This window comes from Streptomyces sp. NPDC096040 (genome assembly GCF_040303265.1).
Taxonomy (GTDB): domain Bacteria; phylum Actinomycetota; class Actinomycetes; order Streptomycetales; family Streptomycetaceae; genus Streptomyces.
In genome coordinates, this window is record NZ_JBEOTA010000005.1 from 12,578 (window position 1) to 35,016 (window position 22,439).

23 protein-coding genes and 7 tRNA genes are annotated in these 22,439 nt (G+C 70.4%); 10 read left to right on the forward strand and 20 right to left on the reverse strand.

The features are described 5' to 3' along the window. Positions 1-10 precede the first annotated feature (10 nt). Positions 11-736, forward strand: coding sequence for a 3'-5' exonuclease (locus ABTY98_RS07320; RefSeq protein WP_352219908.1), 726 nt, complete (start codon positions 11-13; stop codon positions 734-736). 71 nt (positions 737-807) lie between these two features. Here ABTY98_RS07320 and ABTY98_RS07325 read toward each other — a convergent pair. The 9 genes from ABTY98_RS07325 to ABTY98_RS07365 all read right to left on the reverse strand — a co-directional run bounded on the left by ABTY98_RS07325 (position 808) and on the right by ABTY98_RS07365 (position 9,665). Continuing rightward, positions 808-882, reverse strand: a tRNA-Val gene (locus ABTY98_RS07325). A 39-nt stretch (positions 883-921) separates the two neighbouring features. Continuing rightward, positions 922-1,368 carry an SRPBCC family protein gene (locus ABTY98_RS07330; protein WP_352219909.1) on the reverse strand — a complete coding sequence of 149 codons (447 nt, stop codon included), beginning with the start codon at positions 1,366-1,368 and terminating at the stop codon, positions 922-924. A 118-nt stretch (positions 1,369-1,486) separates the two neighbouring features. Next, positions 1,487-4,225: an exo-rhamnogalacturonan lyase family protein gene (locus ABTY98_RS07335; RefSeq protein WP_352219910.1), complete on the reverse strand. Its 2,739-nt coding sequence runs from the start codon at positions 4,223-4,225 to the stop codon at positions 1,487-1,489. 96 nt (positions 4,226-4,321) lie between these two features. After that, positions 4,322-4,909: a hypothetical protein gene (locus ABTY98_RS07340; protein WP_352219911.1), complete on the reverse strand. Its 588-nt coding sequence runs from the start codon at positions 4,907-4,909 to the stop codon at positions 4,322-4,324. A 4-nt stretch (positions 4,910-4,913) separates the two neighbouring features. Beyond that, positions 4,914-5,792, reverse strand: coding sequence for a carbohydrate ABC transporter permease (locus ABTY98_RS07345; protein WP_352219912.1), 879 nt, complete (start codon positions 5,790-5,792; stop codon positions 4,914-4,916). After that, positions 5,789-6,751 (reverse strand): carbohydrate ABC transporter permease, encoded by a 963-nt coding sequence (locus tag ABTY98_RS07350; RefSeq protein ID WP_352219913.1) that lies wholly within the window; start codon positions 6,749-6,751, stop codon positions 5,789-5,791. Before ABTY98_RS07350 ends, ABTY98_RS07345 begins: the two co-directional genes overlap by 4 nt. An 11-nt stretch (positions 6,752-6,762) precedes the next feature. After that, positions 6,763-8,049 (reverse strand): ABC transporter substrate-binding protein, encoded by a 1,287-nt coding sequence (locus tag ABTY98_RS07355; RefSeq protein ID WP_352219914.1) that lies wholly within the window; start codon positions 8,047-8,049, stop codon positions 6,763-6,765. A gap of 1,004 nt (positions 8,050-9,053) precedes the next feature. After that, positions 9,054-9,125 (reverse strand) — tRNA-Val (locus ABTY98_RS07360). 75 nt (positions 9,126-9,200) lie between these two features. After that, on the reverse strand, positions 9,201-9,665 hold the full coding sequence (locus ABTY98_RS07365; RefSeq protein ID WP_352219915.1) for a TIGR02611 family protein: 465 nt from the start codon (positions 9,663-9,665) through the stop codon (positions 9,201-9,203). A 191-nt stretch (positions 9,666-9,856) separates the two neighbouring features. Here ABTY98_RS07365 and ABTY98_RS07370 point away from each other — a divergent pair, with 191 nt between their 5' ends. Next, positions 9,857-10,270, forward strand: coding sequence for an SsgA family sporulation/cell division regulator (locus ABTY98_RS07370; protein ID WP_004002642.1), 414 nt, complete (start codon positions 9,857-9,859; stop codon positions 10,268-10,270). Between the two features lie 268 nt (positions 10,271-10,538). Continuing rightward, a complete protein-coding gene (locus ABTY98_RS07375; RefSeq protein WP_352219916.1) occupies positions 10,539-11,099 on the forward strand; it encodes a CGNR zinc finger domain-containing protein in 561 nt (186 codons plus the stop codon). A 138-nt stretch (positions 11,100-11,237) separates the two neighbouring features. Here the strand turns inward: ABTY98_RS07375 and ABTY98_RS07380 are convergent, their stop codons facing one another. Both ABTY98_RS07380 and ABTY98_RS07385 read right to left on the reverse strand, forming a co-directional pair. Beyond that, entirely contained in the window at positions 11,238-11,390 is a 153-nt protein-coding gene (locus tag ABTY98_RS07380) for a hypothetical protein (protein ID WP_352219917.1), read from the reverse strand. 267 nt (positions 11,391-11,657) lie between these two features. Then, positions 11,658-12,104 carry a hypothetical protein gene (locus ABTY98_RS07385; protein ID WP_352219918.1) on the reverse strand — a complete coding sequence of 149 codons (447 nt, stop codon included), beginning with the start codon at positions 12,102-12,104 and terminating at the stop codon, positions 11,658-11,660. A gap of 237 nt (positions 12,105-12,341) precedes the next feature. Between ABTY98_RS07385 and ABTY98_RS07390 the strand changes: the two genes are divergently transcribed. Next, the gene (locus ABTY98_RS07390) at positions 12,342-12,860 is read left to right on the forward strand and encodes a DsbA family protein (RefSeq protein WP_352219919.1); all 519 of its coding nucleotides are present in this window, start codon (positions 12,342-12,344) and stop codon (positions 12,858-12,860) included. A gap of 34 nt (positions 12,861-12,894) precedes the next feature. Here the strand turns inward: ABTY98_RS07390 and ABTY98_RS07395 are convergent, their stop codons facing one another. From ABTY98_RS07395 to ABTY98_RS07405, 3 genes are read right to left on the reverse strand one after another with little or no spacing between them, the layout of a single operon-like run. Continuing rightward, positions 12,895-13,719, reverse strand: coding sequence for a GNAT family N-acetyltransferase (locus ABTY98_RS07395; protein ID WP_352219920.1), 825 nt, complete (start codon positions 13,717-13,719; stop codon positions 12,895-12,897). Between the two features lie 53 nt (positions 13,720-13,772). Beyond that, complete coding sequence (locus tag ABTY98_RS07400; RefSeq protein ID WP_352219921.1) at positions 13,773-14,594, reverse strand: aminotransferase class IV; 822 nt, start codon at positions 14,592-14,594, stop codon at positions 13,773-13,775. Then, on the reverse strand, positions 14,591-15,634 hold the full coding sequence (locus ABTY98_RS07405; RefSeq protein WP_352219922.1) for a chorismate-binding protein: 1,044 nt from the start codon (positions 15,632-15,634) through the stop codon (positions 14,591-14,593). Before ABTY98_RS07405 ends, ABTY98_RS07400 begins: the two co-directional genes overlap by 4 nt. A gap of 178 nt (positions 15,635-15,812) precedes the next feature. Here ABTY98_RS07405 and ABTY98_RS07410 point away from each other — a divergent pair. From ABTY98_RS07410 to ABTY98_RS07430, 5 genes are all read left to right on the forward strand, one after another. Then, positions 15,813-15,885 (forward strand) — tRNA-Gly (locus tag ABTY98_RS07410). A gap of 38 nt (positions 15,886-15,923) precedes the next feature. Further along, positions 15,924-15,997: transfer RNA gene (locus tag ABTY98_RS07415), tRNA-Cys, on the forward strand. Position 15,998: 1 nt separating this feature from the next. After that, positions 15,999-16,070: transfer RNA gene (locus tag ABTY98_RS07420), tRNA-Val, on the forward strand. Between the two features lie 53 nt (positions 16,071-16,123). Then, positions 16,124-16,195, forward strand: a tRNA-Val gene (locus ABTY98_RS07425). 34 nt (positions 16,196-16,229) lie between these two features. Beyond that, positions 16,230-16,301 (forward strand) — tRNA-Val (locus ABTY98_RS07430). 53 nt (positions 16,302-16,354) lie between these two features. On the opposite strand, the gene ABTY98_RS07435 is transcribed toward ABTY98_RS07430, so the two are convergent. From ABTY98_RS07435 to ABTY98_RS07450, 4 genes are all read right to left on the reverse strand, one after another. Continuing rightward, the gene (locus tag ABTY98_RS07435; protein ID WP_352219923.1) at positions 16,355-16,654 is read right to left on the reverse strand and encodes a TFIIB-type zinc ribbon-containing protein; all 300 of its coding nucleotides are present in this window, start codon (positions 16,652-16,654) and stop codon (positions 16,355-16,357) included. Positions 16,655-16,796: 142 nt separating this feature from the next. Beyond that, complete coding sequence (locus ABTY98_RS07440) at positions 16,797-17,717, reverse strand: phosphotransferase family protein (protein WP_352219924.1); 921 nt, start codon at positions 17,715-17,717, stop codon at positions 16,797-16,799. A 336-nt stretch (positions 17,718-18,053) separates the two neighbouring features. Continuing rightward, positions 18,054-18,230, reverse strand: coding sequence for a hypothetical protein (locus tag ABTY98_RS07445; protein ID WP_046726640.1), 177 nt, complete (start codon positions 18,228-18,230; stop codon positions 18,054-18,056). A gap of 206 nt (positions 18,231-18,436) precedes the next feature. Next, positions 18,437-18,712 carry a DUF8836 family protein gene (locus ABTY98_RS07450; protein ID WP_352219925.1) on the reverse strand — a complete coding sequence of 92 codons (276 nt, stop codon included), beginning with the start codon at positions 18,710-18,712 and terminating at the stop codon, positions 18,437-18,439. Positions 18,713-18,908: 196 nt separating this feature from the next. Between ABTY98_RS07450 and ABTY98_RS07455 the strand changes: the two genes are divergently transcribed. Continuing rightward, positions 18,909-20,234 (forward strand): serine/threonine-protein kinase, encoded by a 1,326-nt coding sequence (locus ABTY98_RS07455; protein WP_352220189.1) that lies wholly within the window; start codon positions 18,909-18,911, stop codon positions 20,232-20,234. A 21-nt stretch (positions 20,235-20,255) separates the two neighbouring features. Here the strand turns inward: ABTY98_RS07455 and ABTY98_RS07460 are convergent, their stop codons facing one another. Then, positions 20,256-21,074 carry a TrmH family RNA methyltransferase gene (locus ABTY98_RS07460; protein ID WP_351735755.1) on the reverse strand — a complete coding sequence of 273 codons (819 nt, stop codon included), beginning with the start codon at positions 21,072-21,074 and terminating at the stop codon, positions 20,256-20,258. A gap of 64 nt (positions 21,075-21,138) precedes the next feature. Next, positions 21,139-22,386 carry a uroporphyrinogen-III C-methyltransferase gene (gene cobA / locus ABTY98_RS07465; RefSeq protein ID WP_352219926.1) on the reverse strand — a complete coding sequence of 416 codons (1,248 nt, stop codon included), beginning with the start codon at positions 22,384-22,386 and terminating at the stop codon, positions 21,139-21,141. Positions 22,387-22,439 lie beyond the last annotated feature (53 nt).

A 22,439-nucleotide genomic window follows, 5' to 3' on the forward strand; every position in this document is an offset into this window, starting at 1 on the left:
TTGTATTGGCATGACGTGCTGGTACGAGGGGCCCTTGGCGGCCTTCGACACGGAGACCACGGGCGTGGACGTGGAGACCGACCGCATCGTGTCCGCCGCGGTCGTCGTCCAGGACGCCCCGGGCACCCGACCCCGGGTGACCCGCTGGCTGGTGAACCCGGGCGTGCCGGTGCCGGAAGCGGCGACGGCGGTGCACGGGCTGACGGACGAACACCTGCAGCGCAACGGCCGTTGGCCGGCGCCGGTGATGTACGAGATAGCCGAGGAACTGACCGAGCACGCGGCGATGCACCGCCCACTGGTGGTGATGAACGCGCCGTTCGATCTGACGCTTCTGGACCGCGAGTTGCGGCGGCACCGGGCGTCCTCACTGGACCGCTGGTTCGAGGCGAGCCCCCTGCTCGTCCTCGATCCGCGGGTCCTGGACAAGCATCTGGACCGCTACCGCAAGGGCCGCCGCACCCTGACCGACCTCTGCGCGCACTACGAGGTCACCCTGGAGGGGGCGCACGACGCGGCCGCCGACGCACTGGCCTCGCTGGATCTCGTACGAGCGCTGGGCCGCCGTTTCGCGGCCCGGCTGGAGCGCCTGAGCCCCGCCGAGCTGCACACGTTGCAGACGACGTGGCACGCGGCGCAGGCGCGGGGCCTTCAGGCCTGGTTCGCGCGCAGCGGCACACCGGAGACGGTGAACACGTACTGGCCGCTACGGCCGGAACTGCCGACGGCGGCGTGAGTGACGGGGCGCCGGCACCGGCGGCCCGCAGCGAAAAAGGCCGGTCCGCTGGTGCGGACCGGCCTTCCCGGTGGTGGGCGATACTGGGTTCGAACCAGTGACCTCTTCGGTGTGAACGAAGCGCTCTCCCACTGAGCTAATCGCCCGGGAACGCAGGGAACGATACAGGGACCGGCGGGTTTCGTTCAAACCGCTTGCAGGTGCCTGAGCAGTCCCCGCCGCCCCGCCCGCATCATCAGCCGGTGGTTGGCGCGGAAGAACGGCCGCCCGGGGACCGCCAGTCGGCGCAGCAGCGGCTTGTTGACGTCGACGACCTGGTCGTAGCGGGCGAGGGTGCCGGTGCCGTCGGCGGTGATCGTCCAACGGGACCAGCCCTCGATGTCGCCGGTCATCACGATCTCCAGCACCCCGGCGGCCGGGTCGCGCCGCGTCTCGCGTGCGGTGAACGTCATGTCGTACGGCAGGACCGAGCGGATGGTGATGACGCCGGTGGTGTCGTTCAGCCGGGTGACCGTACGCACCTGCGGCCACCAGCGCGGGTAGTCCTCGACCCGCTCCAGGGCCTGGTAGACGGCGGTGGACTCGGCGGGCAGCGGCCACAGGCTGCGGAAGCGGTAATGGGTCCAGTCCATGGGCGGAGTCTGCCCACCGGGTCGACCTGAGTACGCGTACTCATGCCGTAGCGAGTGACCTGGACCACACTCATGGGTGCGAGCGCCGCCGCCCGTGCGACGGCGCTCCCCCGCCTTCTTATGAGGGCATCCTGTCGCCCAGCAGGGCGAGGTTCTCGATGGCCGCGAGCCCGTACAGCGCCGTGTCGTTCGAGGACACCCAGCTCGCCTCACTCCCCGCGACGAGCGTGACCGGCCCGGAGAGCGGCTCGGTCTTCCACGGCGAGGACTCCGTATAGCCGTCCGAGCTGTAGAACTTCGTCCACGCGCGCCTGGCGAGCGTCTCGTCACCGGTCTGTACGGCGGCGTAGGCGTCGAGCCGCGAGTGGCCCTGGAAGAGCAGGAGGGTGCCGAAGTTCGAGCCGTAGCGTGCCGCCTGTTCGGCCTTGGTGGCGTTGAAGTAGCGGCAGTAGTCGAGGTACACCTCGTTGAACTTCGGCATGTCGATCAGGTGGATGAGTTCGGCGCAGAGTTCGTTGAGGCCGAAGACCGCCGAGAGATGCGAGACCGAGACGACCGGAGCGGTCGCCGTGGCGAACCTGCCGGTGTCGAGGTCGTACAGGCCGCTGCCCTGGACGAAGCCGTTGGGCTGGGCGGCGATGCCCTCCATGGTCGACAGCACACGTGCCTTGGCCTTCTCCCACTTGGGGCCCTTGCGTTCCCACTCGGTCAGCCAGGCCGACACCAGGCCGCTCCAGTCGGTGCCGAAGCCGATGGAGAGGGCGTGCCGGTCCGGGGTGTAGGGGTCGGTGCGGACCTTGCGGAGTGGGTCGAGGACGAGGAAGGTCTCGTCGGAGTCGACGTTGGCGGCCATGAGGTCGCCGACGCGTTCGTCGGCGGTGAGGAAGTAGTAGAAGCGCCGGTAGGTGGTGTTGGAGATGCGCTGCTGCTTGGCGCTGTCCGCGAAGTGCTGGACGCCGTGCCGGGTGCCGAGGCCGGCCCACTGGCCGATGTGGTAGACGTCGACCTCGCCGGTGTGCCGGGTGAGCGCCTCCGCGAACCGGAAGATGTCCGAACGCCCGCTTCTGAGGTACGCGTACCAGAGCCAGAGGTCGGGTGAGAGTTCGGAGTTGTCCCAGGCGTACCCGCCCACGTCGTACCGCCACTGGTGGCGCACGGTGTCGTAGGTGTGCATGAAGTCGCCGTAGTCCCAGAAGCCGTACCAACGGCGTTGCTCCACCTGGTCCTTGTAGTAGGTGAAGAGGAAGTCGAGGTGGTCCTCGATCCTGGCCTTGGCGGCGGTGGAGCGGTCGGGCTCGGAGTAGAGGCCGGGGCCGAAGACCTTGGCCTTGATGAGCTGCTTGGGCGGGGCGGTGAGCTGGGGCAGCGTCCGTACGGCCTCGACCTGCGCGGCGAGGGTCTCCGGCGCGGGCGTCGACTCGTTGGCCCAGAAGAGGAGTTCGGAGGTGCGGGCGATGCCGTAGGGCGTGCCGAATTCGGGCTCGTAGTCCTCGTAGGTGATGTTGAGGCCTTCGAGTTGTTCGGCGTAGGTGTCCTGGCCCATGCCGTCGTGGTAGAAGCGCAGGTCCATCGGCTGGGCCTCGGGCGACCAGAGCCAGAGGGTGACCTCGGCCTCGTCGGTGTGGGCGTCGCGGATGTCGAGCTGGGCCGGGAACTTCTCCCAGAAGTCCCGCAGGCCGAAGGAGAATCCGCCGCTCGCGCCACCGACGTAACCGAAACCGGAGGCCCGCCTGCCGCCGCCGGCCGCGATCCAGCCGTACCCCTTCCTGGTGCGCTTGCGCAGGGTGAAGCCGTCGGCGGAGAGCTGGGAGAGGGTGTAGTCGCCCCAGTGCGGGATGTACTGCAACCGTGTCGTCACCCGCTGGTCCCAGGTGGACGGGTCGGGCAGCTTCTCCCCCGCGTACTGGGCCGCCTGCACGGCCGCGCCCGGGTCGCGCCGTAGCCCGGTGATGCCCTGGACGGCCTCCCGTAGCAGCCCCGTTCCCTCGCCGCCGAGGCGGATGTGCCGGTCGTAGGCCTCGTCGCGCATCGGCACGCCGAAGCGGACACCGAGCCCGCGGATGAAGTCACCGCTCGCCCCGCCCGGCTGCTGGGTGCCGTCGTAGGTGATCGTGTGGACCATCCGGAAGGAGTCGGCGCCCGCGTAGAAGTAGAGACGGAGGGAGAACGGCAGCCAACTCCGGCCTCCCTTGCGGTGTTTGCCGTCGATGCGGACCACGGCCCGGACCGGGCCCTCCTGCTCGACGGTCACCGCGTCGATGGCACCGTCGAAGCGCTCGGTCCTGACCGTGCCCTGGTCCTCGTCCTCGATCTCGGGCTGGCGGATGAGGACGAGCCGCCCGTTCCTGGCGATCTCCGTCGCACCACGAGTGACCGACTTGATGAGCGTCGAGCCGTTCTTGCCGATCCTCACGCCGATCACGCCGGTGGACACGTCGATCGTGCCGCCGCTCTTGTCGACGGTGACCTTCTGGGAGGGGGCGGCCGGGGTGCCCGCGGCGAGCGTGAGGTTGCCGTGGCCGGAACTCACCGCGTGGGCAGTCCACTTGAGGGAGCCGTCCGGCCAGTAGGCGATCGGCCAGGACTGGACGGGCACGTCCTTGCCGTCCTCGTCCGTCAGCGCGAAGGTCTGGTCCTCCTGGAACGTGCCCTTCGGCCAGGGCACACCGACGGTCGAGCCGGGCGCGGCGCCGAGACCGCCGCCCTCCAGCCAGTCGAGGGTCACCGGGTCCGCGTCGGCGGCCGCGGCTCTGGGCGCCGCCTGCGCCTCCTTCGCGCCCAGCGCCCAGCTGAACTGGGCGGCGGCACCGGCGACGGCGGCCGCCTTGAGAAGGGACCTGCGGGGGATGGGAGACATGGTCCGCCTTTCCTTTCCGTCCACGTGCGGGGTAGTCAGGGGCATGACAGTGCGAGGTGCGGCGCCGGGAGACGCCACCCCTGGGTATGAGGCTGGTCAGCGGCGGCGCCGGTGGCGCTCCTCCACGGCGACGGCCGCCGCCGCGACGGCACCCAGCACGGGCACCGCCAGCGGCGCGACGAGCAGCGCGGAACAGACCACCAGAACCGCTCCCCCGACGAGCAGGAAGGATCCGCCGGGGTCGAGGACGGTACGGCGGCCGGCCGCCGCGAGCAGGGTGCGCCAGCGGTCGCCCGGCGCCCAGACGGCCGCCGCGCGCAGCCCCGCGACGGCGAGACCCATCACCGCGAACAGGCCGACGGCCCCGACGAGCGGCCCGCCCGGCAGCCCGGCCCGCACGGCCTGGACGTCCACCCAGGCGACGGCGACCGCACCCCATCCGGCGAGCCCGACCAGCCGGCCGCCGCGCAGGGCGCTACGGAAGTCCTCGACGAACTCCCGCCAACCGCCGCCGACTTGGCCGGTGCGGCGGCGCAGATGGCGGGCGCCGGCGGCGAAGGCGGCCGGGTAGGTGACGACTCCCAGGGACGCGACGGCGATCCACACGCCGGTGAGCAGGCACTCGGCGAAGACGCCGAAACGGTCCGAGAAGGTGGCGGACTTCGCCCGTACGTCGTCGGCCACGGCCTCAGCCCTTCAGTCCGGAGGTCGCCATTCCGTCGATCAGATAGCGCTGGAAGGCGAGGAAGAACAGCAGCACGGGCAGCAGCGCGACCAGGGACATGGCGATCATCCCGCCGTAGTTGGCGGCCACGCCGTCGGAGTCGCGGAACATCATCAGGCCCAGGGAGACCGTGTACTTGCCGGGCTCGTTGAGGTAGATCAGCGGGCCCATGAAGTCGTTCCAGGCGTTGATGAAGGTGAAGATCGCGCTGGTGATGAGAGCGGGCCGGCACAGCGGCAGCACGATCGACCAGTAGATACGGAAGTGCCCGCAGCCGTCGAGCCGGGCCGCCTCGTCCAGTTCCCGGGGCAGGTTCCGCATGAACTGCACCATCAGGAAGACGAAGAAGGCCTCGGTGGCGAGGTACTTCCCGATCAGCAGGGGCGTGTAGGTGTTGATCCAGCCCAGCTTCTGGAACATCACGTACTGCGGGATCAGCAGCACGTGGTACGGCAGCAGCAGGGTGCCGATCATCAGGGAGAAGAGCAGGTTGCGGCCGGCGAAGCGGATCCGGGCGAAGGCGTAGGCGGTGAGCGAGCAGGAGATGAGCACGCCTGCGACGGCGCCGAGCGCGTAGAAGAGGGAGTTCTGGAAGAAGGTCCAGATCGAGATGTCCGCGATGCCGTCGGCGAGGCCCTTGAAGTTGGACAGGATCGGGTGGGACGGGACCAGCTGGAGGCTGTTGACGATGTCCTTGCTGGGCTTGAACGACGCTCCGAGGACCCAGACGACCGGATAGAGGACGACCGCGAGGATCAGCAGGGCGCCGAGGTGCCAGGCGAGCGAGCCGGTGCGCTTGTGGGAGAGACCGCTGCCCTTCTGCAGGAGACCGGGGGAACTCATCGGGAGACCTCCTCGTAGTGCACCCACTTCTTCTGGGACCAGAAGAGGACGGCCGTCACCAGGGCGACGGCGAGCAGCAGCATCCAGGCCATCGCGGCGGCGAAGCCCATCTGGGCGTTCTTGAAGCCCTGCTCGTAGAGGTAGCAGGTGTAGACGAGCGTGGCGTCGGCCGGTCCGCAGGTGCCGTTGGAGACGACATAGGCCGAGCCGAAGATCTGGAAGGAGTGGATGGTCTCCAGGAGCACGTTGAAGAACAGCACCGGGGAGATCATCGGCAGGGTGATGTTCCAGAACTTCCGGAACGGCCCTGCGCCGTCCATCTCGGCCGCCTCGTACAGCTCCTTGGGCACCTGCTTCAGGCCCGCCAGGAAGATGACCATGGGTGCGCCGAACTGCCACACGGTCAGCGCGACCAGGCAGTACAGCACCCAGTCGGCGTTGCCGACCCAGCCGCCGACATGCCAGCCGAAGAAGGTCTGGCCACGGTCCACGATCGCGCCGTCGGAGAACAGGGACCGCCAGACGAAGCCCACCGAGACACTCGCGCCGATCAGTGAGGGGGCGTAGAAGGCGGCCCGGTAGAAGGCCTGGCCGCGCCGGCTCTGGGCGAGGAGCAGGGCCACCCCGAGGGCGAGCAGCAGCTTCAGCGGGGTGCCGATGACCACGTACTTCGCGGTCACCTCCACCGACTTCTGCCAGCGGGGGTCGTCGAACATCTTGGTGAAGTTGTCGAACCCGACCCACTTCGGGGTGTTGAAGAGGTTGTAGTCGGTGAACGCGAAGTACAGCGAGGCCGCCATCGGGCCCGCGGTCAACAGCAGGAAACCCGCGATCCACGGGGACATGAAGAGGTAGCCGGCGAGGTTCTCACGCCGGCGGCCCGGCCGCCGTCCGGTGGTGGTGGAGGCGGCCGAACGCGTCCCGCGCGCCGCGGGGAGGGAATCCTTGACGAGCGTCACGGCACGTCCCATCAGGCCTGGAAGGCGGCCTCGGACTCGGTGAAGAACTGCTTCACCGCGTCCGCGACCTTGGTCTTGCCCTGTCCGAGGTCGCCGCCGATACGCAGGAAGGCGGCCTCGATGGTGTCGGCACCGGAGGGGTGCGGGGTGATCGTGCCGAGGACGCCCGCCTTGGCGGTGTCGTCCTCGTACTGCGCGATCTCCTTGTTCACCGGGTCGGTCGGCTTGAACGCCGCGTACTGCTCGGTGCTCGCGAGGATGCCCCGGTCGTAGCCCATGATCCTGCCGACCTCCGGGTCGTGGACCATGAAGTCGATGAACTGCGCGACCTCCTTCGGGTGAGCGGTACGGGCGGAGGCGCTCAGCATCAGGGAGGCCAGGTACTGCCCGGTGTGCTTGCCGTCCATGGTCGGGATCGGGGCGAGGTCGTAGGTGCTGTTGCCCTCCGACGAGTAACGGACGGTGAAGTTGTCCCAGGTGAACTCCGAGGCGCCGTGCCCGGCCGACAGGGAGGACTTGGGGTAGTCCTGGGCGACGACCTTCGGGTCGGTGACAATGCCGGCCTTGACGCGGTTGTAGCCGTCGGCCCACCACTCCGTCAGATCTGCCTGGTCGAAGCCGAGTCCGTCCTCGGTGTAGAACGCCTTGCCGTTCTGCCGGAGGTAGAGGTCATAGAGGTACATGATGGCGAAGTAGCCGGTGTCCCCCGCGACCTTCGTCCTGTCGTGGATGGTCTTCAGGGCCTTGAAGTAGTCGTCCCAGGTCCAGCCCGTGTGCGGTTCGACGCCGGCCTTCTCGAAGACCTTCTTGTCGATGACGAGCGCCATGGTGTTGGAGCCGACGGGGATTCCGAGCTGCTTGCCGTCGACCTCGCCGACCTTCGTCACATCGGCCCGGAAGTGATTCAGGCTCAGATTGCCTGCCTGAACCTGGGACTTGAGGTCGAGGAGAATTCCTCGCTTGTCGTACTTCCGAAGAAAGGTGACGGCATTTTGGAAAACGTCCGGGGGATTTCCCCCCGCGGCCTGGGTCTGGAACTTCTCCCAGAACGATTGATACGTCTGGAAGTCCGTCTTGACCTTGATCTTCGGGTACTTCTTCTCGAAGAGCTTGATGGTCTGGTTGATCTTCGTGGCGCGTTCCTCGGCACCCCACCACGAGTAACGGATCGTCACCGTCCCGTCCCCGGAACCGCTTCCGCCACCGCACCCGGTCGTCGCGGCGAGCCCGAGCGCGACCGCCGAGGCCCCGGCCGCCTTCAGGACGGTCCGCCTCTCCACATTCCTGCTCGTTCCCACAGTCGGGCCCCTCCCCGCAGCGTCGCCGACGCCTGCATGAATCGTTTCAAGTAAGCGCTTGCTGGCACAAGTTACGGAGGGGCCGGTGAGGCGTCAATGATTCGGACAGGAATTTCTTGTCGCCGGGGGCGGCGGAGCGGCGCGGTGGGGTGCGGGCGCGGTGGCTGTCGGGTGGGTGACGTCGCAGGTGAGGGACGTGCGGTCGGGCGGCCGAACGTGAAGTGGCTTGCGGGGGCGGCAGTGGCGGGTTGGCTTCGACGAGCGGTTCGGAGTGGCGGCGAGGCCGGAACGAAGAGCATGTCGAGATTCGACGAGGAGGGCTGCGCGGAGGGCGGGGCGGCCCGCAGATCCCCTTCCACGCGGAGGCCCCGTCGGTCCGACATCGAGAGGTGGGACATGGTCACGCACGGGCGATTTCAGCGGCGCCGATCCGAACGGCGGTGGCGAACACCTCCGACCACTCCGACCCGGCAGGCCCGGTCCAGCGGCCTTGCCCTGAAGATCGCCATCCGCCTGTGCCGGTACCTACCTGAGCCATCAGCCGACCGGCGGCCGAGCGTTTACGGACCGTGATCGCCCTCGCCACCGCGGACCCTCAAGAAACTGTCCGCACCGCGCGGAGCATGACGGAGCGCGACGGAGGCGATGCCAAGTACCTCGGCCTGCGTCGACTGCCGCCGTTGCCGCCGCCACACCGGGATGTGCCCGCCGTACGGCGGGCAGGTGCGGCGAAGGGCAGCCGGGTGGGGCAAGGCCCGTCGTACCGCTCCGCAGGAGCAACGACCGGCGGCAGTCGGCCGTCGCAGTGGAGCAAGCAGGGGAAGCGCGCAGGCGACGCGCTCGGCGGCGTCCCGCCGGAGTCGCACCGGCCCCACCCGACCGCGACACCGGCCCGCAGCAGCCCTGCCGAACGAGGCAGCCGTTCCCGCCGGAGCCCCGCCCCTCCCCACTCCTGAAACAACTGCGGCCCACCTGCTCTCTCGCAGGTGGGCCGCAGTTCCGGGTGGGCGATACTGGGTTCGAACCAGTGACCTCTTCGGTGTGAACGAAGCGCTCTCCCACTGAGCTAATCGCCCGGACGCAGGAAGAACATTACCCCATGTCAGCGGGTGCCCCCGACCAGTCGCCGGGGCCCGCGGCCGTCGGCCGGGTCACTCCTCGATCTTCCAGGGCATCACGACGCCGAACTTGGAGAGGTAGACCCCGGTCAGGCCGGCCACGATCACCAGGCCGACCGTCGTCAGCGTGATGTTCCGGCGGCGCACCTTGGGGTCGAGGGCCTTCTGGGCCGCCTCCGTGACCTTGCGTTTCGTCCAGCGGAGCACCAGCTGGGCCCAGACGAACTCGGTCGCCCAGATCGCCATGCCGCCGAAGATGATCACCCAGCCCGGCCCCGGCAACGGCAGCAGGACGATGCCCACGACGACCACCGCGAGGCCGACCGCGAAGACCCCGACCTGCCAGCTGAGGTGCAGCATCCGACGTGCCTTGATGAACTCGGGCGCCCGCGATCCAAGTCCCCGCTCGTCGCGTGTCCCGTCCGTCTTCGTTCCGTCCACCTCGCTCCCGTCCGAGGCCACGGCGACCTCGCCCGGTTCGTTACTCCCCGTATTCATACGACCAAACCCTACCTGAGCGATTCCTGTCACCGGAATGGTCGTAGCTCTCGTACGGGTTCTCGGCCGGAAGAGTTACGTAAACACACGCAAAACACTCAGAGGGGTTTACAACGGCACCGTAGGTGGCATGTCGATTTCGCCGACGTGCGAATCCCCGAGCGCACACTGAGCGAAAGGCCCTGGCGCTTATGAACACCACGGTCAGCTGCGAGCTGCACCTGCGCCTCGTTGTGTCGAGCGAGTCCTCCCTGCCTGTCCCCGCAGGCCTGCGGTACGACACGGCCGACCCCTACGCCGTGCACGCCACCTTCCACACCGGAGCCGAGGAGACCGTCGAGTGGGTGTTCGCCCGCGACCTCCTCGCCGAGGGGCTGCACCGCCCCACCGGCACCGGCGACGTCCGCGTCTGGCCGTCCCGCAGTCACGGTCAGGGCGTCGTGTGCATCGCCCTGAGCTCTCCGGAGGGGGAAGCCCTGCTCGAAGCCCCGGCGCGGGCCCTGGAATCCTTCCTGAAGCGAACTGACGCCGCCGTGCCGCCCGGCACGGAACACCGGCACTTCGATCTCGATCAGGAGCTCTCGCACATTCTGGCGGAGAGCTAGGGCGACGCCCCTCAAGCCGCCCGGCGCCGTCCACTCGGGGAGACGGCTCGGGCCAAAACAACCGCATACGGCAGCACCGGCGCCGCCACCGTGATCGGTCACGGGGCGGCGCCGGTGTGTCCTTGTGCCCTGGGAACCGCCACAGGGCGGTGAGCGTTCTACAGGGCAGCGACGAGTGGGGCAGAGCACGGTGCGGTGGAGCCGTGTGTCGCTACGATCGGCCACCATCGGCGGGCGCCCGCCCGACCCTCAGGCCAGGGAGCGAAACGTGCTGATCACCCACGACACCCGGTGTTCCCTCGACGCCGTGGTGGATCTGGTGAACACGGCGCCGGAGGACGACACGGCGCCGGACGGACTGCCCGATGTCGCGGCGCTCCAGGTTTTCGTACGAAACCACGACATCAGCGATGTGGGCGTGCTCTCTGAGTTCGACCTGTCGGCGGTGCGCAAGGTCCGCGGACGGTTCGCGGGGATCTTCGCCGCCCCTGACGCCCGGGCCGCCGCAGGGATGATCAACGAACTGGTCGCGGCCGCGGGCACCACGCCCCGGCTCACGGACCACGACGGCTACAACTGGCATGTGCACTACTTCGCGCCCGGCGCCTCGGTGGCCGATCACCTCGCCGCCGACTGCGGGATGGCGCTCGCGTTCTTCGTCGTCGCCGGAGAGCAGGAGCGGCTGCGGCGCTGCGAGGCCCCGGACTGCCGACGGGCCTTCGTGGACCTCTCCCGCAATCGTTCGCGCCGCTACTGCGACAGCCGGACCTGCGGAAACCGGCTGCATGTCGCCGCCTACCGGGCACGCCGCAAGGAAGCGGCGGGCTGATCGCCGGCTCTGCACCCGAAGGGCGAAGGGCCGTCGACGGCCGCCGGACGTCACAGAGCCGGCGACCCGGTCCGTCGTCGGGGTGGGTCGATGCCGACGCCTGTCCCGGCGGGTGGCGCCGGGACGGGCGGGTACGGCTCACAGCCACAGCAGGTCGTGCAGCGCAGCCATGAGGAGCAGACACCCGATCACCGCAAGGAAGATCATCAGCGGTGGCTGGGAAAGGGCGAAGAGGCACCCGCGCGGCTCGTCCTTCGGCGGCACGGCCTCGCTCTGTTTCGTGTCCAGCATCTCGCGGCGATGATGACCTAGCGAGCACCCGCCGCGCGATCAACACGCCCGGAATGGGCGGTAGTTCGCCGAATTCCGTAATGTCGGGTTCGCTTCCGGTCGCCCCGTGACCGCTTCCGCACGCGCCGTAGACGCACTGTGTCGTTTCAATGCCTCATGTGACTGTCATACGGATGCGCTGCATTCGCCCGCGACCGGCCTGAACAGCGTCGTCCCCAGGCGACGGGCGCCGTCTCCCGCACAGGAGGCCCCGCCGCCGCGGTCGGGTCATATTCCGTGCTTCTTGAGGATGGCCTCGATGTCGCTGAAGTCCTCACCCGAGTCGGAGCCGCGGGGCGCAGCCGCGGGCCTGGCCGCCGGGCGGGTGGCCGGTCCCAGCGACGGTGCCGAGGCGGCGGGGGGGACGGCGTCCCGCTGCGTGCCCCGGGCGGCCGCCTTACGCTCGGCCCGGGTGCCACCGCGTCGGCGCTCCACGGCCCGCGTGGTGGCGAACAGGGCGCAGGCCGCGCCGAGCACACCGAAGCCCGCCCAGGCGGTGGGACTGAACGCCGTGTCGGCGATCCAGCCGACCACTCCTGTCATGACCAGGCCGACGGGCACGAGCGAGTAGGCGGCGATACGGGCCGCCGACAGGTACCGCTTGCGGTAGGCGCTGACCACGGCGATGCCCAGGCCGGCCGCGGACACGGCGGAACACACTGTCTCGGCGATCATCCGGTCCTCCTGGCGGGCTCGGGCGGGCGGAGCGACGGACGCGGGCTGCGTCGCGCCCCTTCCATCGTGCACCGCCCGGCCCGCGCGATCCATGCCCAGGCCCGACAATCAGGGGCATCTCGGGGCCCTCTCCGGGTCGTCTCCACCCCAGGTACGAGCTGTGATCACAGCCGGCCACCGCCCGCCGCCCCCTGTCACGATTGGGTCGCGGGAGCCCGGCCTGGAAGACTGGTCGCCATGAACGACTCCCCCGCGCGCACCGACGCCCCGGTACTCGACGTCTGGTGTGAACTCCAGTGTCCCGACTGCCGCAGCGCCCTGGACGACCTCCGCGCCCTGCGTGCCCGGTACGGCGACCGGCTGGAGCTGCGGCTGCGGCACTTCCCGCTGGAGAAGCACAAGCACGCCTTCGCCGCCGCGCAGGCTGCCGAGGAGGCTCTGGAGCAGGGGAAGGGCTGGGAGTACGTCGAGGCGGTCCTCGGCCGGATCGAGGAGCTGGACCGCAAGGGCGAGCCGTTCCTGGTCGAGGTTGCCCGTGAACTCGGCCTGGACGCCGAGGAGTTCGATACCGCGCTGGTCGACGGCCGGCACATCCTGATCGTCGACGCCGACCAGGCCGAGGGACAGGCCATCGGCGTGACCGGCACCCCCACCTACGTCATCGGTGGTGAACGCCTCGACGGCGGCAAGAGCCAGGAGGGCCTGCGCGAGCGGGTGGCGGAGATCGCGGACCGGTTGCTGGCCGGGCAGGGGTGACCGGTCTCGGATCAGGTCCTTGCGGGGCTGGGCCTCAGATCAGGCCCTTGTAGAGGGAGTACGACGTGGTGACGTACCCCAGTGATGCGTAGAGCCGCTCGGCCGGTGTGTTGCCGACGAACACGTTGAGGCCCAGGGCCTGCTTTCCGGCGGCGATCGACTGGGCTTCGGCGAGCAGCATGAGGGTGCGGCCGTGACCCCGGCCCCGGAGGCCCTCGTCGACCACGACGTCGTAGACGAAGGCCGGCTCGCGGGCGAGTACGAGCCAGAGGGTGCCGACCCTGGCCCCCTCGTGCTCCAGGACGCTGATCCGCGTGTCCGGCGTCGACAGGCCCTGCGGCAGCCCGACGGCGTAGTCGCGCTCGGACTTGGCCAGGGCCTCCGCCGCAGGGACGCCACGGTCGATCCAGTCCTGAGCGTAGTCCACCGTGCCCGCCGCCAGCCACGGGCCGTACTCGGCGTCCGTCATGGCTCTCGCCCGGCTGCCCGCCGGCAGTTCGGGCGGGGTCGCGCCGAGCGGTTTCACCATACGGCGGTTGCGGTGCACGTACCCGAGCGTCGTGGCCAGCCGGAGTGCCCCTTCCGCATCGGCGGGCACCTCGATGCCCAGTCGCGCGCAGCCCCAGCCGCGGGCCACCTCCTCCGCCGCGAGGGCGGCCACCGTGCCCCGTCCGCGTCCCCGGTCCGCCTCCTCGACGTACAGATCGTGGAGCACGGCGACGGAGGGCCCGAAGGAGGGGTGGGTGGAGAGGCGTACCGACCCCACGGGCCGGCTGTTCACGCACACCTGGTAGCGGCGGGACAGCGCCCCGTCGGCGCCTCGCTGGAGCGGCTCGGTCGGCCGCAGGGTCGTGGTCATCAGAGGTGTTCTACCCGCCGCGGACGTCCACGTCAGCCCAATAAAAGAGGCTCTTACGGATCCAGGTCCTCGCCCGACCGCTCGTCGAAGATCCGCATCGCCTTGGCGGTCACCGGGCCGGGGGCGCCGGGGAGTTCGCGGTCGTCGACCCGGTGCACGGCCTGGACGTCGCGCAGGGTGGAGGTGAGGAAGATCTCGTCGGCCCGCTCCAGGACGTCGAGGGGCAGGTCGGTCTCCCTGACGCCGGTCCATTCGACGGTCAGGGCGCGGGTGATGCCGGCCAGACAGCCGGAGGCGACCGGCGGGGTGTGGATCTCGCCGTCGAGGACGACGAAGACATTGGAGCCGGTGCCCTCGCAGAGCTGCCCGACGGTGTTGGCGAACAGGGCCTCGGAGCCGCCGTGTTGGTGGGCGCGGGCCAGGGCCACGACGTTCTCGGCGTACGAGGTGGTCTTCAGGCCGGTGAGCGCGCCGCGCTCGTTGCGCGTCCAGGGGACCGTGATGACGGCGGTGGAGTCGGCGCGGCGGCCGGTCTCCCCTACGGCGACCACGAGGGTGGGTCCCCGGTCACCGCGGTCGGAGCCGAGCGGGCCGTGGCCGCCGGTGTAGGTGATGCGCAGCCGGCCCAGCGGCATCGGGTTGGCCGCCAGCACCGCCTCGCACGCCCGGCGCACCTCGTCGTGGTCGGGATCGGGCAGGCCGAGGCCTCGGGCCGAGCGGGTCAGCCGGTCGAGGTGCCGGGTGAGTGCGAAAGGCCTGCCGTCGGTCGCCTTCACCGTCTCGAAGACGCCGTCCCCCACGGTCAGCCCATGGTCGAACACGGAGACACGCGCGGACTCGACGTCCTGCAGTGCGCCGTCCAGCCAGATCTTCACCCGAGATCCCCTTCGTTCATGTCGTACGTACCCGACGCTACCGCGAGCAGCCGGGCGGCCTTCAGCTCGGTCTCCCGCCATTCACCCTCCGGGTCGGACCCCCAGGTGATCCCGGCCCCGGTGCCGAACCGCAGTACGCCCGCGTCCCTGTCGATCCAGAAGGTACGGATGCCTACGGCCAGCTCTCCGACGCCCCGGTCCGCGTCGACCCAGCCGATGCCGCCGCAGTACGGGCCGCGCGGCGCGGTCTCCAGGTCCTCGATGATCCGCAGGGCGCTCGACTTCGGCGCGCCGGTGACCGAGCCGGGCGGGAAGGCGGCCGCGAGCAGCTCCGCCCAGCCGGCGCCCACGCGCAGCTCACCCCGGACCGTCGACACCAGGTGGACGAGCCCGGGATGCTTCTCGACGGCACACAGGTCGGGGACGGTCACCGTGCCGGTGGCGCAGACCCGCCCGATGTCGTTGCGGACCAGGTCCACGATCATCACGTTCTCGGCGTAGTCCTTCTCCAGGAGGTCCGCCTCGGTGCGGCCGGTGCCCTTGATCGGCCCGCTCTCGACGGTCCGCCCCGCCCGGCGCAGGAACAGCTCGGGCGAGGCGGTGGCTATCTCCACACCGTGCTGGGGCAGCCGAATCGTTCCGGCGTACGGCGCCGGATTGCCGCGGGCCAGCAGCGCGGTCAGGGCGTCCACGTCGGCGTCCGGGGCGACCGGCGCGGACACCACGCGGCAGAGGTTGGCCTGGTACACCTCGCCGGCCGCGATCCGCGTACGGATCCGCTCCACAGCCGTCGTGTACGCAACGCGGTCGAGCGACGACCTCCAGTCACCCGCGGCGGGCCCCCGCCACCGCCCCGGCACCGGGGCGGGCACCGGTTCCTCCCGTACGTCGCCGAAGCGGGCGCAGGTCAGCCTGCCCTCGAAGTCGGCGCAGACGGCCCAGAAACCGGTGGAGTCGAGGACCGCGGGATCGCTGGTGACATCGAGGAGACCGGTGGCGAGACGGGTGCCGAAGCGGGCGAGAGGAGCGTGAGGGAGCACGTCGTCGAGTCTATGGTGGGTGTCGTCGGGGTGACCCGGGCATGTCGTCGAGGCGGCTCTGACCACGTCGTCCGCGGGGTCCGGCGCAGCACGCTGCGTAAACGCGTTTTTGTGCTGGCCCGGGAATCCGCTAGAGTTCAACACGTCGCCGGGCCGCGAGAGCGGACCGAAACGACAGGCGGACGTAGCTCAGTTGGTAGAGCGCAACCTTGCCAAGGTTGAGGTCGCGAGTTCGAGCCTCGTCGTCCGCTCGAAGGAACTAGGGGTCTTCCCGATCCCCTACACTCCTGGTGGAGTGGCCGAGAGGCGAGGCAACGGCCTGCAAAGCCGTCTACACGGGTTCAAATCCCGTCTCCACCTCCAAGGACGATTAGCTCAGCGGGAGAGCGCTTCCCTGACACGGAAGAGGTCACTGGTTCAATCCCAGTATCGTCCACTGGATCTTCATCACCTTCGTCGCTCTCGTCGAAGGACCGAGGATCTGACCCCGCGCGATTAGCTCAGCGGGAGAGCGCTTCCCTGACACGGAAGAGGTCACTGGTTCAATCCCAGTATCGCGCACGCAATGCCCGTGATCTTCGGATCACGGTCCCGAGGACGATTAGCTCAGCGGGAGAGCGCTTCCCTGACACGGAAGAGGTCACTGGTTCAATCCCAGTATCGTCCACACAGCACAGAAGCCCCCGGCCGTCTCGTACGATCGGGGGCTTCTGCGTGGACTCAGCTGGAGAAGAGCATGTGGGCCCAGCTCTTGTGGCCGTGGTGCCCGCCATGGCCGTAGTGGCCGTGGCCGCCGCCGTGGTGACCGCCGTGCTGCGGGGCGCCCCAGGCCGGCGCGGGCGGCGCCGGGTACGCCTGCGGGGCCGGCGGAACCGGCCTCGCCCACTGGGCCTCCATCTGCGTCAGCGCCTCAAGCTCGCCGTAGTCGAGGAAGATGCCCCGGCAGCCGCTGCACTGCTCGATCTGGACGCCATTGCGGTTGTAGGTGTGCATCGGCGCATGACACTTCGGACACTGCATGGTCGGCTCAACTCCTCGCCGGTCAAAACTGCTTCACGTTCTCCCAGGACAGACTCCGTCCGACCCTGGCCGGTTGCACCTTACTTCGGAAATTCGGGGGTCAACCGGGCGGGGACCGAGGCCGTTCGGGAGCGTCACGGGGTCATTCCGGGGCCATACGGGTACAAGCGTCGATCAAGGACTGCTCGACCTCGTCCAGGGGACGGTCCGCCGCGAGCGCCTTCGCGAGATAGCGGGCGGCGGTCTGGACGGTGAGGGCGCGGGCCGGGACGTCCAGGGCGGGCCAGGGGTCGCCGTCCGCCGGTACGGCCGGGCCGCCGGCCGCACGGTAGGCGGTCAGGAAACGGGTCCAGTCGTCGGGCGGGAGGAGACCGCAGGCGTACCAGGAGGCGGGGCGGGCGAGGTCCCAGGCCGGGACGCCGACACCGAGGTCGTCGACGTCGATGAGCCGCCACGATCCGCCCGGCGCCGGGTGCCGGACCAGCTGGCCGAGGTGCAGATCGCCATGGCAGAGGGTGCGGGTGCCGGGCATCGGGGCCTCGCCGCGGGCCCAGGCAGGCAGGGCGGACCAGGCACGGAGAACGGGCGGGGCGGCCGGGTGCTTCGCCGAGGTGGCCAGCGCGGCGCGGAGGCGGCCCATCGCGTGGGCGGCCTTGGCGGGGCCGCGCATCGGGGGTGTGCCGGGGGCGGGCGGGGTGCGGTGGAGGCGGGCGAGGAGGGTGGCGGCGGCTTCCCAGGGGGCGGCGTCCGGGGCGTCGGGGTCCACCGGACGGCCGTACGGCCAGAGGGTGACCGGGCGGGTGCCGAGCACGGTCGCCGGGGTGGGCGTGAGCGGCGGGAGGAACACGTCGGGAAGGTGTGCGGCGGTGGCCAGGCGGAGGGCGAGGGCGGTGGGGTCGGTGCCGGGGGCGTGGGCCTTCGCGACGGTTTCCGCGTGGCGGAGGACCGTGGTGTCCGGGCGGTGGGCGAGGGTGATGGTGGCGCCGCAGTGGCAGGGGGCCGCGTCGGGGTGGGCGGCGGCTCTGACCTTGGCGGTCAGCTGGGGTATTACGTCTGCGGTCACGGGTCCCCCGGGGTGGTACGACTTGCTGCGGTGAGCGTACGCGGGTGTGGCGGCGCGGCGTTCACAGCTGGCCGGCGTGGGGGTTGGGGTACCGGGGTTTCGCTTGCCGGCGCCGGCGGGGTGCAGCTGCGCCCACCCTCCCCCACTCTCGGCTTCGCTGGAGCGGGGGGACCCCCATCGCCCCAGCGGCACGACTGCCCGCAGCCATGTAAAAGCAATGCCGGCGCAGCTCCCCAGCTGCGCCGGCATTTTGCCGTCCGCCGCACCCCCGTCCCCACGGGGTTTCATGGGTGGATGTCCCCGCCCGGACCGCTCTTCCGGGCCTGGGGTCGCCGCTCAGCGCCCCAGCATCACTCCCACGGACGACGCCTGTGTGGCCACTGTCTCCCAGCCGTCGAAGACGAGGAGGAGCAGGGCCGCCAGGGGAAGGGCCATCAGCGTCGCCACCAGGGGGTGGCGGCGGCCCTGTCGGCGGGGGCGGGTGGTGTGTGTCCGCTGTGCCGTAAGAGCCATGGTCCCTCTCCTGACCGTTCAGTTGTCTTGGCAGCGGCGGGTGTCTGACCTCGGGGGACGAGTGCTGCACCCGCCGCTTGACCTCAAATCTAGGCGCGGGACACCTCGGGGACGTCATGCCCTCGTACCGAATCGCGGGCCTCCGAGAGGATGAGCCGTGACCTGCGCTCTACTACCCTGGGTGGAGACAGGTCCTACACCTCGTCCTACGCCTCGGGGTCTTCCCGGAGGGGGTGCCCGGTCCTTCCCGGTTTTTCCGAGCTGTCCTCGCGGGGTACCGGCTGCTCCACGAGGGCCAGGACCCGGGTCGCCATGAAACGGGCCGTACGGACGACACTGCCGTTTCGCGTGACTTCGCTCACTTCCACCACCCCTCGTCGTACCGCCGTCTCCACCCGGCGGCCCGCCCGGCCAGCCACCACCTCGTACGTACGGGTCGTGTCGCCGGCGTCGACGACTATCTCCACTCGGTCACCCTTCACAGCCTCAATCCCCCTCCTGTGACGGCTCGTTGGAGCGGACAAGTAGTCAAAGGCGCCGATATCGGCGTCTTCTTGACCACTCCTCAAGTCTCGCACCCGGCACTGACAATCCGTCGGGCCGAGAGGGCGCGGCCTCTGCGCGCGGGCGGCCGTGGAAACGTAAGCTGTGCCACGTCAGACGGACCGGGCAGCGGGGATGAACATGGCGATGATGCGCCTGAGGCGCGAGGACCCGCGCGTCGTCGGCTCGTTCAGGCTTCACCGAAGGCTCGGCGCCGGCGGGATGGGCGTGGTGTATCTCGGCTCCGACAAGAAGGGGCAGCGGGTCGCGCTGAAGGTGATCCGGCCCGATCTGGCGGAGGACCAGGAGTTCCGGTCCCGTTTCGCCCGTGAGGTCTCGGCGGCCCGGCGGATCAGGGGCGGTTGCACGGCACGGCTGGTCGCCGCGGACCTGGAGGCCGAGCGGCCGTGGTTCGCCACCCAGTACGTGCCCGGTCCCTCGCTGCACGACAAGGTCGCCGACGACGGCCCGCTGGGCGCGGCGGATGCGGCGGCGGTCGGCGCGGCGCTGTCCGAGGGCCTGGTCGCCGTGCACGAGGCCGGCGTCGTCCACCGGGATCTCAAGCCGTCCAACATCCTGCTGTCCCCGAAGGGACCGCGGATCATCGACTTCGGCATCGCCTGGGCGACCGGCGCCTCCACGCTCACCCACGTCGGTACGGCGGTGGGCTCCCCCGGGTTCCTCGCGCCCGAGCAGGTACGCGGGGCGGCGGTCACCCCGGCCACGGACGTGTTCTCGCTCGGCGCGACCCTGGCGTACGCGTCCACCGGTGACTCGCCCTTCGGACACGGCAGTTCCGAGGTGATGCTCTACCGGGTCGTCCACGAGGAGCCGCAGCTGTACGGGGTGCCGGACGCGCTGGCGCCGCTGGTGCGGGCCTGTCTCGCGAAGGACCCGGAGGACCGGCCGAGCACGCTGCAGCTGTCGCTCCGGCTGAAGGAGATCGCCGCACGTGAGGCGCAGGGGCTGCCCGACGTACGGCCGCCGGCGCCGCGTGCCGCGGAGGCGGACCGGCCCACCGGGCGGCTCACCGAGACCTACCCGGAGCCACAGCGCACCCAGCGGCGGCCGCAGTCCTCGGCGGGCACGCCGGTGCGGGGCAACGCGCCCTCGCGCGGCGGCAGCGGTCCACGGGCGAACGGCGGTATGCCGTCCCGGCCGGGCGGCACGCGTCCCACGCCTGCTCCGCGCGGCAACGGCACCCGGCCCGGGAACCCGAACGCCGGCGGGAACCGGCCCGCGTCACGCGGTGGTACGGGGCGTCCGGCGCCGCGTCCCACGGGCACCGGACGGCGCCCTGCCAATCCCCGGCTGCTGCGCCAGCGGCTGTTCGTGTTCGTCGTGGTGACCCTGCTGGTGGCGCTGGGGATCGCACTGGCTCAGGGCTGTTCCGGTCCGGCGAACGGGATGGGCGTGCCCCGTGGCGTCGTACCAGCGCAGTGGGTGACTCTCAGGGAGTAGGGGTCCGGAGCAGACAGGGGCCTACGCCTCCGGGCGGCCGGTGGTCACCGCGTAGAAGGCGACCGCGGCCGCCGCGCCGACGTTGAGGGAGTCGACGCCGTGGGACATCGGGATGCGGACCCATTCGTCGGCGGCGACCAGCGCCTGGGTGGAGAGGCCGTCGCCCTCCGCGCCGAGCATCAGGGCGACCCTGTCCATCCGGTGCGGGGCGGCCTCGTCGAGACTGCGGGCCTTTTCGTCCGGAGTGAGGGCGAGCAGCGTGAACCCGGCCTCGCGGACCGAGTCGAGTCCCTTGGGCCAGGTGTCGAGACGGGCGTACGGCACGGAGAAGACCGCGCCCATCGAGACCTTCACGCTGCGGCGGTAGAGGGGGTCGGCGCAGTCCGGGGACAACAGCACCGCGTCCATGCCGAGGGCCGCCGCCGAGCGGAAGATCGCACCGATGTTGGTGTGGTCGTTGACCGACTCCATGACGACGACCCGGCGGGTGGTGCGCAGCAGCTCGGTCGCCGTCGGCAGCGGCTTGCGCTGCATGGAGGCGAGCGCGCCGCGGTGCACGTGGTACCCGGTGACCCTCTCGGCGAGCTCGGGGCTGACCGCGTAGACGGGGGCCGGGAGTTCGTCGATGACATCGCGCATGACGTCGACCCACTTGGCGGACAGCAGCATCGAACGCATCTCGTAGCCCGCGTCCTTCGCCCTGCGGATGACCTTCTCGCCCTCGGCGATGAACAGACCCTCGGCCGGTTCGCGCTTGCGGCGCAACTCGACGTCGGTCAGGCCCGTGTAGTCGCGCAGGCGCGGGTCGTCGGGATCCTCAACGGTGATGAGATCGGCCACAGGGTGATACTGCCTTGTCCTGGGTGTGGTGCCAACGGGCTGGAGCGGGTTGTGTTACCCGGGGTTACGCCGGTGCCGCTCCGGCGGACGGGTTCGGGCCGCCGTTCACGACCTCGCCGATGACGATGACCGCCGGGGGCTTCACTTCCTCGGCGCGCACGACCTCCGCGACCGTGGCGAGGGTCGCGTCGACCCTGCGCTGGGCGGCGGTCGTGCCCTCCTGGACCAGGGCGACCGGGGTGTCCGGGGACTTGCCGTGGGCGACCAGGGTCTTGGCGATCTGCCCGATCTTGTCGACGCCCATCAGGATCACCAGGGTCCCGGTGAGCTTCGCGAGGGACGGCCAGTCGGCGAGCGACCGCTCGTCGTCCGGCGCGACATGGCCGCTGACCACGGTGAACTCATGCGCGACGCCCCGGTGCGTGACCGGGATACCGGCCGCGCTCGGCACGGAGATCGAGCTGGAGATGCCGGGCACGACCGTGCAGGGGATGCCGGCCTCGGCGAGCGCCTGGACCTCCTCCATGCCCCGGCCGAAGACATAGGGGTCCCCGCCCTTCAGCCGTACGACCGACTTGCCCTGCTTGGCGTGTTCGATCAGGGCGTTGTTGATGGCCTCCTGGGCCATGTAACGGCCGTACGGGATCTTCGCCGCGTCGATCACCTCGACATGCGGGGGGAGTTCGGCGAGCAGGTCGCGGGGGCCGAGGCGGTCGGCGATCACGACGTCGGCCTCGGCGAGGAGGCGGCGGCCGCGCACCGTGATCAGGTCGGGGTCGCCGGGGCCGCCGCCGACCAGGGCGACGCCCGCGGTGCGGGTGCGGTGGTGCGGGGCGACGAGGGTGCCGTCGCGCAGACCTTCGACGACCGCGTCCCGGATGGCGGCGGTGTGGCGGGGGTCGCGGCCCCGCGCGTCGGTGGTGAGCACGGCGACCGTGACGCCCTCGCTGTGGCCGGTGGCCGGGGTCCAGGCGGTGGCCTGATCGGCATCGTCGGAACGGACGCACCAGACGCGGTGGCGCTCGGCCTCGGCGGAGGCGGCGGTGTTGGCGTCGGTGTCGCTGGTGGCGATGAGGGCGTACCAGGCCTCGGTGAGATCGCCGTCCTGGTACGGGCGCCGGAGCCAGGTGATCTCGCCCGCGTCCGCCATGGCCTCGACCGAGGGGGTCGCCTCGGGGGATACGAGGGTGATGTCGGCGCCTGCCGCGACAAGGGCGGGGAGACGGCGCTGAGCCACCTGCCCGGCGCCGAGGACGACCACCTTGCGGCCGGTGAGGCGGAGGCCTACTGGGTAGGCGGGGTGTTCGGCCATGAGGGTGCGGCTCCCTGGTGTGGCGGCGGTGTTCGGTGCCCTGACGTGGGCAT